This is a genomic window from Polynucleobacter sp. HIN5, assembly GCF_030297555.1.
In the GTDB taxonomy this organism is placed as follows: domain Bacteria; phylum Pseudomonadota; class Gammaproteobacteria; order Burkholderiales; family Burkholderiaceae; genus Polynucleobacter.
In genome coordinates, this window is the sequence record NZ_AP028136.1 from 1677720 (window position 1) to 1691169 (window position 13450).

14 protein-coding genes are annotated in these 13450 nt (G+C 46.6%); 9 read left to right on the forward strand and 5 right to left on the reverse strand.

Annotated features, from left to right (window positions below; all coding sequences use genetic code 11):
- Window positions 1-86 precede the first annotated feature (86 nt).
- A complete protein-coding gene (locus tag QUE61_RS08445; RefSeq protein ID WP_286306787.1) occupies window positions 87-1685 on the forward strand; it encodes a gamma-glutamyltransferase family protein in 1599 nt (532 codons plus the stop codon).
- On the forward strand, window positions 1685-2356 hold the full coding sequence (maiA, locus tag QUE61_RS08450) for a maleylacetoacetate isomerase (RefSeq protein ID WP_286306788.1): 672 nt from the start codon (window positions 1685-1687) through the stop codon (window positions 2354-2356). Before QUE61_RS08445 ends, maiA begins: the two co-directional genes overlap by 1 nt.
- On the opposite strand, the gene QUE61_RS08455 is transcribed toward maiA, so the two are convergent.
- Genes QUE61_RS08455 through QUE61_RS08465 form a run of 3 tightly spaced genes read right to left on the reverse strand, consistent with a single transcriptional unit; the run spans window position 2349 to window position 5039 of the window.
- A complete protein-coding gene (locus tag QUE61_RS08455) occupies window positions 2349-3281 on the reverse strand; it encodes an AEC family transporter (RefSeq protein ID WP_286306789.1) in 933 nt (310 codons plus the stop codon). The genes maiA and QUE61_RS08455 overlap by 8 nt on opposite strands.
- 7 nt (window positions 3282-3288) lie before the next feature.
- On the reverse strand, window positions 3289-3813 hold the full coding sequence (locus QUE61_RS08460) for a gamma carbonic anhydrase family protein (protein ID WP_286306790.1): 525 nt from the start codon (window positions 3811-3813) through the stop codon (window positions 3289-3291).
- A 23-nt stretch (window positions 3814-3836) separates the two neighbouring features.
- Complete coding sequence (locus QUE61_RS08465; RefSeq protein WP_286306791.1) at window positions 3837-5039, reverse strand: ammonium transporter; 1203 nt, start codon at window positions 5037-5039, stop codon at window positions 3837-3839.
- Window positions 5040-5147: 108 nt separating this feature from the next.
- Between QUE61_RS08465 and QUE61_RS08470 the strand changes: the two genes are divergently transcribed.
- Together QUE61_RS08470 and QUE61_RS08475 are read left to right on the forward strand one after the other, a co-directional pair.
- Window positions 5148-5504 carry a Rap1a/Tai family immunity protein gene (locus QUE61_RS08470; protein ID WP_286306792.1) on the forward strand — a complete coding sequence of 119 codons (357 nt, stop codon included), beginning with the start codon at window positions 5148-5150 and terminating at the stop codon, window positions 5502-5504.
- Window positions 5505-5529: 25 nt separating this feature from the next.
- On the forward strand, window positions 5530-5835 hold the full coding sequence (locus tag QUE61_RS08475; protein WP_286306793.1) for a glycine zipper domain-containing protein: 306 nt from the start codon (window positions 5530-5532) through the stop codon (window positions 5833-5835).
- On the opposite strand, the gene QUE61_RS08480 is transcribed toward QUE61_RS08475, so the two are convergent.
- Window positions 5827-6213, reverse strand: coding sequence for an OsmC family protein (locus QUE61_RS08480; RefSeq protein WP_286306794.1), 387 nt, complete (start codon window positions 6211-6213; stop codon window positions 5827-5829). The two genes, QUE61_RS08475 and QUE61_RS08480, sit on opposite strands and share 9 nt — an antisense overlap.
- Before the next feature lie 10 nt (window positions 6214-6223).
- On the reverse strand, window positions 6224-8122 hold the full coding sequence (gene htpG / locus QUE61_RS08485) for a molecular chaperone HtpG (protein WP_286306795.1): 1899 nt from the start codon (window positions 8120-8122) through the stop codon (window positions 6224-6226).
- Between the two features lie 137 nt (window positions 8123-8259).
- Between htpG and miaB the strand changes: the two genes are divergently transcribed.
- The 5 genes from miaB (at window position 8260) to glyQ (ending at window position 13446) form a co-directional block, all read left to right on the forward strand.
- The gene (gene miaB, locus QUE61_RS08490) at window positions 8260-9612 is read left to right on the forward strand and encodes a tRNA (N6-isopentenyl adenosine(37)-C2)-methylthiotransferase MiaB (protein WP_286306796.1); all 1353 of its coding nucleotides are present in this window, start codon (window positions 8260-8262) and stop codon (window positions 9610-9612) included.
- A 13-nt stretch (window positions 9613-9625) separates the two neighbouring features.
- Entirely contained in the window at window positions 9626-10075 is a 450-nt protein-coding gene (gene ybeY / locus QUE61_RS08495) for an rRNA maturation RNase YbeY (protein ID WP_286306797.1), read from the forward strand.
- Between the two features lie 54 nt (window positions 10076-10129).
- Entirely contained in the window at window positions 10130-10975 is an 846-nt protein-coding gene (locus QUE61_RS08500; RefSeq protein ID WP_286306798.1) for an HlyC/CorC family transporter, read from the forward strand.
- Window positions 10976-12499: an apolipoprotein N-acyltransferase gene (lnt, locus tag QUE61_RS08505; protein ID WP_286306799.1), complete on the forward strand. Its 1524-nt coding sequence runs from the start codon at window positions 10976-10978 to the stop codon at window positions 12497-12499. It begins immediately after the preceding gene.
- Between the two features lie 65 nt (window positions 12500-12564).
- Window positions 12565-13446 carry a glycine--tRNA ligase subunit alpha gene (gene glyQ / locus QUE61_RS08510; protein WP_286306800.1) on the forward strand — a complete coding sequence of 294 codons (882 nt, stop codon included), beginning with the start codon at window positions 12565-12567 and terminating at the stop codon, window positions 13444-13446.
- Window positions 13447-13450 lie beyond the last annotated feature (4 nt).

Sequence of the window (13450 nt, forward strand, 5' to 3'; positions counted from 1 at the left end):
ACTTGTACACTATTCCCAAAAGTAGTGCATTGATTCGTTAATTTGGGGAATATCATCTTCATTCTAGTTCAAAGGAAATTATTGCTATGCAACCAAAATGGGGTATCCGTGGAATGGCCGTTGCGCCCCACTCACTCGCTTCTCAATCTGCGCTTGCTGTCTTGCGCGAAGGGGGTAATGCCCTTGAGGCTATGATTTCGGCTGCGGCCACCATAGCAGTCGTTTATCCGCACATGAACTCAATTGGCGGGGATTCTTTTTGGGTGATTCATGCACCTGGTAAAGCAATGGGTGGCATCGATGCCTGCGGCGGTGCCGCTGGTTTGGCTGCTCGCTCGTGGTATCAAGAGCAAGGAATCACGGGAGCTATTCCATTTCGCGGGCCAATCGCAGCGAATACGGTTGCAGGCACCATTTCAGGATGGGGAGCAGCATTTGATCTTTCCAAAAAGAGCTTGGGTGGCAGATTACCCTTATCTCGTTTACTCGAGGATGCGATTCATTATGCTGAGCATGGTGTTCCAGTCACCCATAGTCAATCTGCTCTTACTGAGAAAAAACGGGTTGAGCTGAGTCCACAACCTGGATTCTCAGAAACCTTCTTAGTAAAAGGTAAGTCTCCAGCAACTGGCAGCGTGTTTTATCAAAAGCGTCTTGCAACGACTCTGCGTCAAATCGCCAAAAAAGGCACAAATGATTATTACCGCGGAGAACTCGCAGAGTTAATTGCTAAAGAGCTCAAACAATTAGGTAGTCCACTGCGCCTTGATGATCTGCAACGCCACCATGCAAAATTAATCAACCCCTTGCACCTAGCTCACAGTTTGGCAGATGTATACAACATGACGCCTCCCACCCAAGGGGTGGTGTCACTCATGATTTTGGGCATTTTGGATCAACTCAAACTCAAGCAATTTGCGGTTGACAGCCCGGAATATGTTCATCATTGTGTGGAAGCAACCAAACAAGCGTTCAAGATCCGCGATCAACACATTACGGATCCTGCCTATATGCAAAAACATGCGCAAGAATTTTTATCGCCTAGCTTTTTAAAAACACTGGCCAATCAAGTAGATCGTCAACGCGCTCTCCCCTGGGGCGCTGGTCGAGGACCCGCAGACACCATTTGGATGGGCGTGATTGATGGCGAGGGCCGATGCGTTTCGTTTATCCAAAGTATTTATCATGAGTTCGGCTCCGGAATTGTCTTACCAAAAACAGGCATTAACTGGCAAAACCGTGGTTGCAGCTTTTCATTGGATCCTAAGGCGCTCAATACCCTCTTACCTTACCGCAAGCCATTTCATACCCTAAATCCCGCCCTTGCTTTATTCAAAGATGGTCGGTCTATGGTTTACGGAACCATGGGTGGTGATGGACAACCACAAACCCAATGTGCGGTATTTACACGAACTGCTATCTATGGACTCGATCCACAAGATGCGATTAGTCGTCCCCGTTGGCTTCTGGGCCGCACGTGGGGACAAACCAGTGATACGCTGAAATTGGAATCCCGTTTTGATCCAGCGCTCGTTCAACAACTTCGAGACATGGGGCATGACATTGAGATCTTGGCTCAGCTTGATGAAACGGTTGGACACGCGGGTTGCATTATTCGCGAGCCATCAGGCATCCTCAAAGGTGGCTGGGATCCAAGAAGCGATGGTGCGGTAGCATCGTTCTAATGAAACCAACGCTATATAGCTTCTGGCGCAGCTCTGCTGCCTTTCGGGTGCGGATTGCACTCAATCTCAAAGGGATTGAATATGAGGTAATTCCGGTTCACCTTCGCAAGGGTGGCGGTGAACAGCTCCAAGAATCCTATCAAGCCCTAAACCCAAATGGTTTAGTGCCGCTATATATTGATGCGGGAATTGCTCTGCACCAGTCATCAGCGATCATTGAATTCCTCGAGGAAAAATACCCCAAACCGACTTTGTTACCAACTAAGATCGAGGATCGGGCGTGGGTGCGAGGTTTAGCACAGGATATCGCTGCGGATATTCATCCCATCAACAATCTTCGGGTTCTACGCTATCTCGTTGGAAAACTCGGAATTAGTGATGAACAGCGTTTAACCTGGTACAACCATTGGGTCGACAAGGGGCTCGCCAGCCTTGAAAAACGGCTTTCAAAAGATCCGCGCGTTGGTCAATTTTGTTATGGCGATCAACCAACGATCGCTGACGTTTTTTTAGTACCGCAAGTCTTTAATGCCTTCGATGCCAAGATTAGTTTTAGTGGTTATCCGACCTTGCACCGTATTACGCAGAATTGTATGCAGCTCCCCGCGTTTATCAATGCCTCTTGGGAGCACCAAGTGGATGCAGAAGGAAAAAATCCAGAGCCTAGCTAGGCGTCATCCACCATATAAGGATCGATAGCGTAAATAAAGAACCTAGGGTAGTAATCAATACTACACGTGAGATCAGAGAACCGTCGGCTCGGTAATATTGAGCTAGCATGAATGGGCCCGTACCCGTTGGCAAAGCACTCACCAATACAGCGGCATAAACCCAGAACGTCGGTAATCCCAAGATCGGATCCGCTACCACCCAAACGACGAATGGTTGCAAGATCAGTTTTACAAACACCAGACTCCAAGTGGTCTTTGCGGGTGCGGCAGTTTTTTGAACTAAAAATAATCCAATTGAAACCAATGCGCAGGGACTGGCTGCAGCTCCTAAAAAACTGACAAACTGGCGAAGTGGTCCATAGAGCTCTAAACCAGTTGTCGCCCAAAGCGCCCCACAAAACGGCGCTACCAATAGAGGATTGGTGGCCAAGGATTTACCAACCGTTTGAATAATTTCACCAAACGGCTTTTTAGCATGTACGCCTAGCTCAATAAAGATGATCGCTACTGCAAAGAGTGCACACACCACAATCAAGGTTGCAATCACGGCAGGCCCAAGGCCGCTCTCACCAAAAGCGAGTAGTAGTAGCGGAATGCCCATATACCCAGTGTTTGCATACGAACCGCTCAAGCTTTGAAAACTAGCAACGGTCCAATCTTTGGTCTGAATTCGGTAATAAATCAGGAGGGCCAAATAAACCAGAATCGCACCCGAGCTAAATGCAATGATGAATCCTGGTTGCCAAAGCTCTTGCCAATTGCTATGTGCAGTGAAGTCAAACATTTGGGCTGGCAGCGCAAGCCACACCACAAAGCGATTAATTTCAGTCGATGCATTCGGACTTAACTTACCCGTTTTGCCACAAATATATCCTGCCAAGATTAGGGCAAAGATCGGAATAATGACGTTAAGAACGTGAAGCAATGAAAGCCTAGGAAATTTTCTTGAGGGTTTTGCGGTAACGTGCAGCGTTCTCGACGTAATGCGAGGAGATGCGATTCATCTCAGCAATTTGCTCTGAGCTTAGCGTTTTGACCGCTTTCGCAGGCGATCCAATAATCAAGGAACCGTCTGGGAATTCTTTCCCTTCCGTAACTAAAGCACCAGCGCCGACTAGACAATTTTTACCAATCTTGGCGCCATTAAGGACGATAGCATTAATTCCAACGAGACTACCATCACCAATCGTGCAGCCATGCACCATCGCCTGATGACCAATCGATACGTTCTCGCCCAAGGTGAGCGGCCAGCCATAGTCAGAGTGTAAAACTGCAGAGTCTTGGATGTTCGTACCAGCTCCAATGCGAATCGGCTCGTTATCGCCCCGAATCACGACGCGTGGCCAGACATTTGCGTTTTTGCCGAGATGAACACGCCCAATCACCTCGGCAGAGTCCGACACCCAAGCGCCTTCACCTAATTCTGGAGATATCCCATCTAACTCATAAATTGCCATGCCCTAATTATAGAGAGTCTGGGCTACCAATTAGAGTCACGATCCGGGGTAGCAGAGATTTTATGAATGCTCAGATCGGCTCCGTCGAATTCTTCTTCTTGAGACATCCGAATCCCAAGCGTTACTTTAAGAAGTCCGTACACCAGGAAACCGCCAATTAAAGCGATCGTTATCCCTAATACACTACCGATTGTTTGGGCCAGGACATTAACTCCGCCAAGCCCACCGAGTGCAGTACTTCCAAAGATTCCTGCTGCTATACCGCCCCACAAACCACACAAACCATGTAAAGGCCAAACACCAAGTACGTCATCAATCTTCCAACGATTCTGTACCTTCGTGAACATATAAACAAATAAAGCACCTGCCACCAAGCCAACCACGAGAGCGCCCAGGGGGTGCATTAAATCGGAACCAGCACAAACCGCTACCAAGCCAGCAAGAGGTCCGTTGTAGGAGAAACCGGGATCGTTACGCCCTACAAACCATGCCGCAACGGTGCCGCCAACCATTGCCATCAGTGAGTTTAAGGCGACTAATCCGCTGATCTTATCAATCGTTTGCGCACTCATGACATTAAAGCCAAACCATCCGACCGTCAGAATCCAAGCGCCCAAAGCTAAAAATGGAATACTTGAAGGTGGATGTGCTGCAACCTGACCCTCTTTCGAATATCGCCCACGACGTGCACCCAATAACAAGATCGCTGGCAAAGCCAACCAACCACCAACCGCATGAACTACGATTGAACCAGCAAAATCATGAAATTCATCACCGGTCAACTCCTTAATCCAAGTTTGAATTCCATAATGCTGATTCCATGTAATGCCCTCAAAAAATGGGTATACAAAACCAACAATCACAAAAGTAGCAATTAATTGAGGATTAAATTTGGCACGCTCTGCGATTCCACCGGAAATGATGGCTGGAATTGCAGCAGCAAATGTCAGTAAGAAGAAAAATTTAACGAGATCAAAGCCACTTTTCTGAGCAAGCACTTCAGCGCTGGAGAAAAAATGAACACCGTAAGCGATGCTGTACCCAATGAAGAAATACGCAATAGTAGATACTGAAAAGTCCACCAAAATCTTAATCAAAGCATTAACTTGATTTTTCTTGCGAACGGTACCAAGTTCCAAAAATGCAAAGCCTGCATGCATTGCCAGAACCATGATTGCGCCCAGCAAAATAAAAAGGGTATCCACCCCTGATTTGATTGCATCCATGAAATACCCCTATTTTTATGAATTAATTTTCATTATTATGGTTAGGTATGGGGCATTAAATTCCTAATTTTGCACCTAGGTGGTGCATATTTTTAATAAGGTTTAATTATGAAAAAAATTGTTTTTGGCTTAGGTATTGGTTTTGCGCTGCTAAGTGCACCTATTGCTGCTCAAGATAAGGCACTGAGTACGCAAGAGCTCGTCAAGTATTGTCAATTGCCCGCCAGCTCAGAATACCGATCATTTTGTGTTGGTTACTCAACGGCTATTTATGACACCTATTTAGTGACACGTCACCCTACCAACGCCAAGCCTTTTATTTGTCTGAAGCAACCCGCCCCTCCTGTGGATAGCGTAATCGCGGATTACGTCAATTGGGCGAAGCAAAATCAGCAATACAACAATACGCCTGCGGCAGATAGTGCACTGCGTTATCTTGCCAGTCGCTTTCCTTGTGGCAAATAATCATTTCATTTAGGAGAACGTGATCATGAAAAAATTTATTCCCATCATTCTTGGTTCCGCATTGTTGATAACGGGTTGCTCCAATATGGACACTACTCAACAGCGTACTTTATCGGGTGGCGCAATTGGCGCAACTGCGGGCGCAGTCGGTGCTGCTATTTTCCATAGCAACCCCATTTGGGGTGCGGTGGGTGGTGCGGCAGTTGGTGCAGCCTCTGGCTATGTCTACGATATGTATGAGAAAGACAAGCAAGCCCAATACAACAAAGGCTATCAAGCTGGTAAAGCAAGCTCTACCAACTCCAATAGCTCCTCATCGGGCTCAAAGTAATTCAGTATTAATTTCAATCGTGCCAATGAGTGCCTTGTGAACAGGGCATTTATTGGCAATCTCAAGTAATCGCTCTGATTGCTCTGCATCAGTGATACCTACAAGCTTAATTGAGCGTTTAAATTTCTCGATATCGTTTTCTCGCTCAATATTCACTGTCACAATCGCATCCTGCAGATCCCACGATTTTCTCTTGGCGTACATTTTGAGGGTCATGCCTGTGCAGGCAGCTAAGGCAGCCCCCAAATACTCATGAGGCGATGGGCCCGAGGCATTACCGCCCTTGTCTTGATCAACATCCGAGACAAAATGATCATTGCCGACTTGAAGGGCCTGCTGAAAATGACCGCTACCAAATCGAGATACTACTGCTCTCATACCCAATCCTTTATGCCAATAGCATTTGATTAATACGTTTTACATATCCAGCGGGATCTTGTAACTGACCGCCTTCCGCAAGCAATGCCTGATCAAACAAAATTGTTGCCCAATCGTCGAATTGCTTATCCTCGTATTTTAGTTTTAGAACTAAGGGGTGTTGTGGATTAATTTCTAAAATCGGTTTGCTATCCGGCGCTTGCTGACCCGCAGCCTTGAGCATCCGCAACAGATTCGCGGAGAGCTCATGCTCATCGGCGACTAAACACGCAGGCGAATCCGTCAAACGTAAGGTGACACGCACATCCTTCACCTTGCCATCGAGTGATTTTTTCATGCGCTCGATCAAGTCCTTGTACTGCTCTTCGGTTTCCTTTTGTTCCTTTTTCTCAGCTTCATCGGCCAAGGCACCGAGATCAAGGCCACCTTTTGCAACGGATACCAAGGCTTTACCGTCAAACTCATGGAAATAGGACAACAACCACTCATCAACTCGATCGGATAACAATAGAACCTCAACGCCTTTTTTCTTAAAGATTTCTAGGTGAGGACTATTCTTGGCAGCGGTATAGGATTCTCCGGTGACGTAATAAATCTTGTCTTGCCCCTCTTTCATACGACTAACGTAATCCGCAAGCGCAACCGTTTGCTCGGCAGAATCGGTATGCGTACTAGCAAAGCGGGCTAATTTTGCAATCCGCTCTTGATTGCCGACATCTTCTCCGATCCCCTCTTTAAGGACTTGACCAAACTCTTGCCAAAACTGGGCATACTGCTCTTTTTTGGCAGCATCCTCACTATTAGCTAGCTCCTCAAGCATCGTTAAAACTCGCTTGGTTGAGCTTTCACGGATACTTTTGACATCACGCGATTCTTGTAAGATTTCACGAGAGACATTCAGTGGTAAATCAGCAGAGTCAATCACGCCCGTGACAAAGCGAAGATACATGGGCATGAGCTGTTCAGCGTCATCCATGATGAAGACGCGTTTGACATAGAGTTTGATGCCATTGCGCTTATTGCGATCCCAAAGGTCAAAATTGGCTTTCTTGGGAATAAATAAGAGTTGGGTGAACTCACTGCGCCCCTCAACCCGATTATGCGAATACGTTAAAGGGTCTTCAAAGTCATGGGAAATATGTTTGTAGAACTCCTTGTACTGCTCGTCTGTAATTTCTGACTTTGGTCTAGCCCATAAGGCGGTTGCTTGATTGATGGTCTCAAACTCATCTTTTGTGACCTGTTCCTTCTTTTCTTCATCCCATTCTTCCTTGTGCATCTGGATTGGCAAAGAAATATGATCCGAGTATTTACGAATGATGGATTTCAATTTCCATGAAGAAAGTAACTCATCTTCGCCCTCGCGCAAGTGCAAGGTGATCGAGGTGCCACGCTCTGGACGATTGATGGTTTCAATCGTGAACTCCCCAGAACCCTGGGATTCCCAACGCACACCCTCGGATGCGGGCAAACCAGCACGTCGTGTTTCCACGATGATGTTGTCAGCCACAATAAATGCTGAATAGAATCCAACACCAAACTGACCAATCAGGGCTGCATCCTTTTGCTGATCACCCGAGAGTTTTGTAAAAAACTCTTTTGTGCCCGATCGCGCAATGGTTCCTAAATTAGCAATCACCTCATCGCGGCTCATGCCGATTCCGTTATCACTAATCGTGATGGTTCTAGCCTCTTTATTAAAGCTGATTTTGATTTTTAACTCGGGGTCTGACTCATACCAGTCAGAATGGGTCATCGCCTCAAAGCGTAACTTATCAGCGGCATCCGAGGCGTTTGAAATCAGCTCTCGCAAAAAGATTTCCTTATTGGAATACAAGGAATGGATCATCAACTGCAAAAGCTGTTTTACTTCGGCCTGAAAACCAAGGGTTTCTTTTACGGTACTCATTGGTAAATGTCCTTTTTTGTTCAATTTTTGATTGTTTTACATATTGGGGCATCTTGACCGATTTCAAGGGCCTGAACGCGCTTAAGAATCGCCTACAATAGGAAGCTTGCCCCCAGTTATAAACCTGAGATCGGCGTATGAAAAAGCTTTATATCAAAACATTTGGCTGCCAAATGAATGAGTATGATTCGGACAAAATGGCCGACGTCCTTCATTCTGCTCAAGGCATGGACCAAACGGATCAAATAGAAGATGCTGATGTCATCTTGCTCAATACCTGCTCTATCCGAGAAAAAGCCCAAGAAAAGGTGTTCTCTGACCTAGGCCGTCTGCGAGAGTTAAAGCAGTTAAAGCCCGACCTTTTAATTGGCGTTGGCGGCTGCGTTGCTAGCCAAGAAGGCAAACAGATCATTAATCGAGCACCGCATGTGGATTTTGTTTTTGGCCCACAAACCCTGCACCGTTTGCCAAAATTAATTGACCAGCGACTTGCCACTGGACAATCGCAAGTGGATATCTCGTTTCCAGAGATTGAGAAGTTTGATCATCTCCCTCGCTCACGTCAGACCAAAGGTTCCGCCTTCGTCTCCATCATGGAAGGCTGCTCGAAGTACTGCAGCTATTGCGTGGTGCCGTATACACGCGGTGAAGAGGTATCTCGTCCCTTTGAGGATGTACTCACTGAAATTGTAGGTCTCACTGAGCAGGGTGTGAAGGAGATCACTCTATTGGGTCAAAACGTCAATGCCTATCGCGGTCTTATGGGCCAAACTTCTGAGATTGCTGATTTTGCCCTGCTCCTCGAATACATGTCAGAGATCCCGGGGCTAGAACGCATTCGGTTTACCACCAGTCATCCCAAAGAATTTACCCAACGCCTCATTGACGTTTATGATCGCGTCCCCCAGTTAGTCAGTCATTTACACCTTCCCGTGCAACACGCCTCGGATAAAATTTTGTCGGCCATGAAGCGGGGCTATACGAGCTTAGAGTTCAAAAGCATTATTCGTAAAATGCGCTCCGTTCGTCCCAATCTCTCGCTCTCGAGTGACTTCATCGTAGGCTTTCCCGGGGAAACCGAAGCTGACTTTGAGAAGCTGATGGATATGGTGGCTGAGCTGCAGTTTGATAACAGCTACTCATTCATCTTTAGCCCGAGGCCTGGTACTCCCGCAGCTAATCTGGAGGACGACACCCCTTATGAAATCAAGTTAAAGCGCTTGCAGCGTTTGATCGCCCAAATTGATTCTCAAGCGCTTACAGTCAGCCAAGCAATGCTAGGCAATCATGAACGGGTCCTGATTGAAGGCTTCACTCGTGATAACGCGCACCTAATGGGGCGCACCGAAAATAATCGCGTGGTCAATATCATCATTCCTGAGGGTGATTCTGATCACAGCGCCGTCGATCAATGGATTGGACAGATGCTTGACGTTAAAGTTACCGAAGTTCTGAAGCACACCCTACGCGGAGAAATTGTTCATTCTTAGGTCTAATTGATTCATGAGCCAAACCCTAAACCTCGATCTTCAGTTCGCCACGCAAGCCTTGCAAAACCAGGTTTTGAGTATTGCGAGTTTGGCGCAAATTCGTAAATGGGCTGGAGCCTGTTTTCAAAGTAAGGCAATACTCACGATTCGGTTTGTGAATAAAGCCGAGGCCCATGATCTCAATCTATTTTTTCGGGGCTTTGATAAGCCCACCAATGTCCTCACTTTTTCCTATCCAACACAGGGCAAATCGATTGAAGCAGACATTGTTTTATGTTTACCAATTCTGCGCGCAGAGGCCAAAAAGCAACAAAAGTCGCTCGTGGCACACCTCGCCCATCTTTTGATTCATGGCTGCTTGCATGCCAAAGGCTATGACCATCTAAAGCCAAAAGATGCTAAACAAATGGAAGCGCTTGAAATCAAGATCTTGCAATCGCTTGGCTTTCCAAACCCCTACTAGAAATCCATGCTTGAACTGACTGTCATAAAAATGTTTTATGCTGTCTACTAATTTATGTCAAATAGCCTGATTGATCGCCTAAGCGCGTTTTTTTCTGACCAATCCTCTGATCCCAAAGCGCAGCGTAAAGAGCTGATTGAGACTCTTCGTGAAGCCCAAGCGGATGGGCTCATGGATGCCGATGCACTTTCGATGATCGAGGGGGTGTTTCAAGTTGGCGAATTATCTGCTCGCGATATATTGCTACCTCGCGCCCAAATTGACTGGATTGACATCAATGCTCCCTTGTCACAAATCATTGCGGATGTGGTCAAAACTGGCCACTCGCGCTTCCCAGTGTATGAAGGCAATCGAGATCAAGTCATCGGCATTCTGTTAGCAAAAGATCTTTTACGCCATTTCACTGAAAAAGATTTTCAGGTTCGAGACTGGCTGCGACCGGCTGTTTTTATTCCTGAGTCAAAACGCTTAAGCGTCTTGCTCAAAGACTTTCGCAATAACCGCAATCATTTAGCCATTGTGGTTGACGAATACAGTGGCGTGGCTGGCATGATCACCATTGAAGATGTGATTGAGCAAATTGTTGGTGATATTGAAGATGAGCATGACATCGATGAGGACGCCGACAATATCACCGTCTTAAAAAATGGCGACTATCGCATTAAGGGCATGACTGAATTAGAACAACTGAACGATGAGTTAAAAACTGACTTCTCGGCTGAAGATGTGGAAACTGTGGCTGGACTGGTGATTCAACATTTGGGTCGAGTACCAAAATTTGGTGAGCGGGTTCGCATGAATGGTTTCGAATTCGAGGTTCAACGTGCCGATCCCCGTCAGGTCCATATTCTTCTAATGCGCCGCATTGCAACCCCCAACGTTTCTGCCGTCGATTCTTAATTGCAAAGTAGTCGTCTTCAGGCCAATCCCATTATTTATAGCGCCTTACTTGTTTTTTTAGGGGTTCTCTTAGCAATCGCGAGTGAGCTTCCCTTTAGTGGCTATATTCAAATAGTCTTATTTGCTTACACTTTATACATCCTAAGTAGGAGTAGCGAGGCTAAATCCAGTCAGGCATTTCGGGATGGATTCTTACTCGGTCTTGGTTATTTTGTAATCGCCCTTTGGTGGATTTTTATTAGCCTGCACGATGTCGGCGGAATGGCAATCTGGTTATCAAGCCTTGCTGTTTTCGCCCTAGCCAGTCTAATGGCGGTCTATTTTGGGTTAGCCAATCTGATTGCAAAGCAAGTCAATGATTCGGCGTGGCGATCCCTTGCGATTCCTGCAGCATGGGTACTAACTGAATATTTACGAGGTCAGATTTTTACTGGCTTTCCATGGATGGGATTTGCCGAGTCGCAAGTGAATGGTCCATTTGCAAATATCGCACCCTACTTAGGTGGCCTAGCTTGTACCTTTTTATTTATCTGGGCTGCCTTGCAATTGAGTCAGTCCCGACCTCGCAATGTCGCTGGCGTAGTAGGAGTGGTTGCAATTGTCCAGGTTTTGGGAATGTGGTCATTCACCAGCCCCAAAGACTCACCCATCTCGGTACGCCTAATTCAGGGGAACTTTGAACAAAGCCTCAAATTTAATCCCGCTGACATCCTGAAACAAATCCATTTTTATCGGGATCAAATTATTAAAGCTCCGGCTGATTTAATCATTGCTCCTGAGACCGCATTTCCTTGGCCCGAACCAGACATTCCTGATCAATCGATTGAACGCATTCAAGCATTTGTGAATGAAACCGATAGTCATGTATTACTCGGCTTAATTGGCAAAATTGCCAAAGGCGACACTGCGGTTCAGTATTCCAACCGGGTCAGTGGCTTTTCTAACCAACAGCCCATCTTCCACTACGATAAGCATCACTTGGTTCCGTTTGGCGAATTTATTCCTCCAGGTTTTCAGTGGTTTGTGGATTCATTTAAAGTGCCGATGAGTGACTTTGCCAGAGGATCAATTGATCAGGCGCCATTTTTGATTCGCCCCCCCTCCAATCTAGATCGCCCGCTTTATGCGGCCATCTCAATTTGCTACGAAGACATTTTTGGTAACGAAATCGCCACCCGAATTCGTAATAGTAGAGAACCAGTTAATCTTTTAGTGAACGTTACGAACTTGGCTTGGTTTGGCCAATCGCAAGCCCCCATGCAGCAATTACGCCTCTCCCAATTACGCTCTCTCGAAACTGGCTTACCCAGTTTACGTGCCACTAATACTGGGATCACTGCGGTGATTGATCAGCGCGGACGAGTCGTGGCAAGCCTTCCGCAATTTGTGCAGGGCGAGCTTGAGTTGCGTGTACAAGCCTTCGAAGGACGCACGCCCTATGTGGTTTGGGGCAATTGGCCGATTTTGATCTGGGTACTTTTTGCCTTGGGAATTGGCTATTGGCGGAGAACACGACCGAACTGATTTTTTAACAAGTCCTTGGTTTGCCGAGTAAAATCAAGGTCTTATCTAAAAAATCATTGTGTCGCATGCTAACGTTTCAACAAATTATTCTCAAACTTCAAGATTATTGGGACCAACAGGGTTGTGCGCTGTTGCAACCCATCGATCTCGAAGTCGGGGCTGGCACCTCACATACTGCCACCTTCTTGCGAGCCATTGGTCCTGAACCATGGAAAGCAGCGTATGTTCAACCTTCACGCCGTCCCAAGGATGGTCGTTATGGTGAAAACCCAAATCGCTTGCAACACTACTACCAGTACCAAGTTGTTTTAAAACCAGCGCCTGCCAACATCTTGGATTTATATCTAGGCTCTTTAAAGGCTTTAGGGCTTGATCTAAAGAAAAACGATATTCGTTTCGTAGAAGACGACTGGGAGAACCCAACCTTAGGGGCGTGGGGCCTTGGCTGGGAAGTTTGGCTCAATGGGATGGAGGTGACTCAGTTTACGTATTTTCAGCAAGTGGGTGGCTTAGATTGCAAACCCGTATTGGGTGAGATTACCTACGGAATTGAACGCTTAGCGATGTACTTGCAAAATTGCTCCAATGTATTTGATCTCGTCTGGACGGACGGCGTGACCTATGGTGATGTGTATCACCAAAACGAAGTAGAACAGTCGCGCTATAACTTTGAGCACTCCAATACAGACTTCCTGTTCGCAAACTTTAATCAGTATGAAAGCGAAGCAAAGCGCTTAATGGAGCAAGCGCTTGCACTACCTGCGTATGAGATGGTTCTAAAAGCAGCCCATACATTTAATCTGCTTGATGCGCGCGGGGCGATTTCGGTCACGGAGCGAGCTGCTTACATCGGTCGTATTCGCAATCTGTCGCGCTTGGTCGCGCAAGCGTATTACGAATCACGTGAACAACTGGGATTTCCCATGTTGCAAACTAAAGCGCATTAAGGCA

What these genes read in the sequence shown, in the direction of transcription:
- QUE61_RS08445 (WP_286306787.1), top strand. Translation starts at nt 87, where the DNA reads ATGCAACCAAAATGGGGTATCCGTGGAATGGCCGTTGCGCCCCACTCA.
- maiA (WP_286306788.1), top strand. Translation starts at nt 1,685, where the DNA reads ATGAAACCAACGCTATATAGCTTCTGGCGCAGCTCTGCTGCCTTTCGG.
- QUE61_RS08460 (WP_286306790.1), bottom strand. Translation starts at nt 3,813, where the DNA reads ATGGCAATTTATGAGTTAGATGGGATATCTCCAGAATTAGGTGAAGGC.
- QUE61_RS08465 (WP_286306791.1), bottom strand. Translation starts at nt 5,039, where the DNA reads ATGGATGCAATCAAATCAGGGGTGGATACCCTTTTTATTTTGCTGGGC.
- QUE61_RS08470 (WP_286306792.1), top strand. Translation starts at nt 5,148, where the DNA reads ATGAAAAAAATTGTTTTTGGCTTAGGTATTGGTTTTGCGCTGCTAAGT.
- QUE61_RS08475 (WP_286306793.1), top strand. Translation starts at nt 5,530, where the DNA reads ATGAAAAAATTTATTCCCATCATTCTTGGTTCCGCATTGTTGATAACG.
- QUE61_RS08480 (WP_286306794.1), bottom strand. Translation starts at nt 6,213, where the DNA reads ATGAGAGCAGTAGTATCTCGATTTGGTAGCGGTCATTTTCAGCAGGCC.
- htpG (WP_286306795.1), bottom strand. Translation starts at nt 8,122, where the DNA reads ATGAGTACCGTAAAAGAAACCCTTGGTTTTCAGGCCGAAGTAAAACAG.
- miaB (WP_286306796.1), top strand. Translation starts at nt 8,260, where the DNA reads ATGAAAAAGCTTTATATCAAAACATTTGGCTGCCAAATGAATGAGTAT.
- ybeY (WP_286306797.1), top strand. Translation starts at nt 9,626, where the DNA reads ATGAGCCAAACCCTAAACCTCGATCTTCAGTTCGCCACGCAAGCCTTG.
- QUE61_RS08500 (WP_286306798.1), top strand. Translation starts at nt 10,130, where the DNA reads ATGTCAAATAGCCTGATTGATCGCCTAAGCGCGTTTTTTTCTGACCAA.
- glyQ (WP_286306800.1), top strand. Translation starts at nt 12,565, where the DNA reads ATGCTAACGTTTCAACAAATTATTCTCAAACTTCAAGATTATTGGGAC.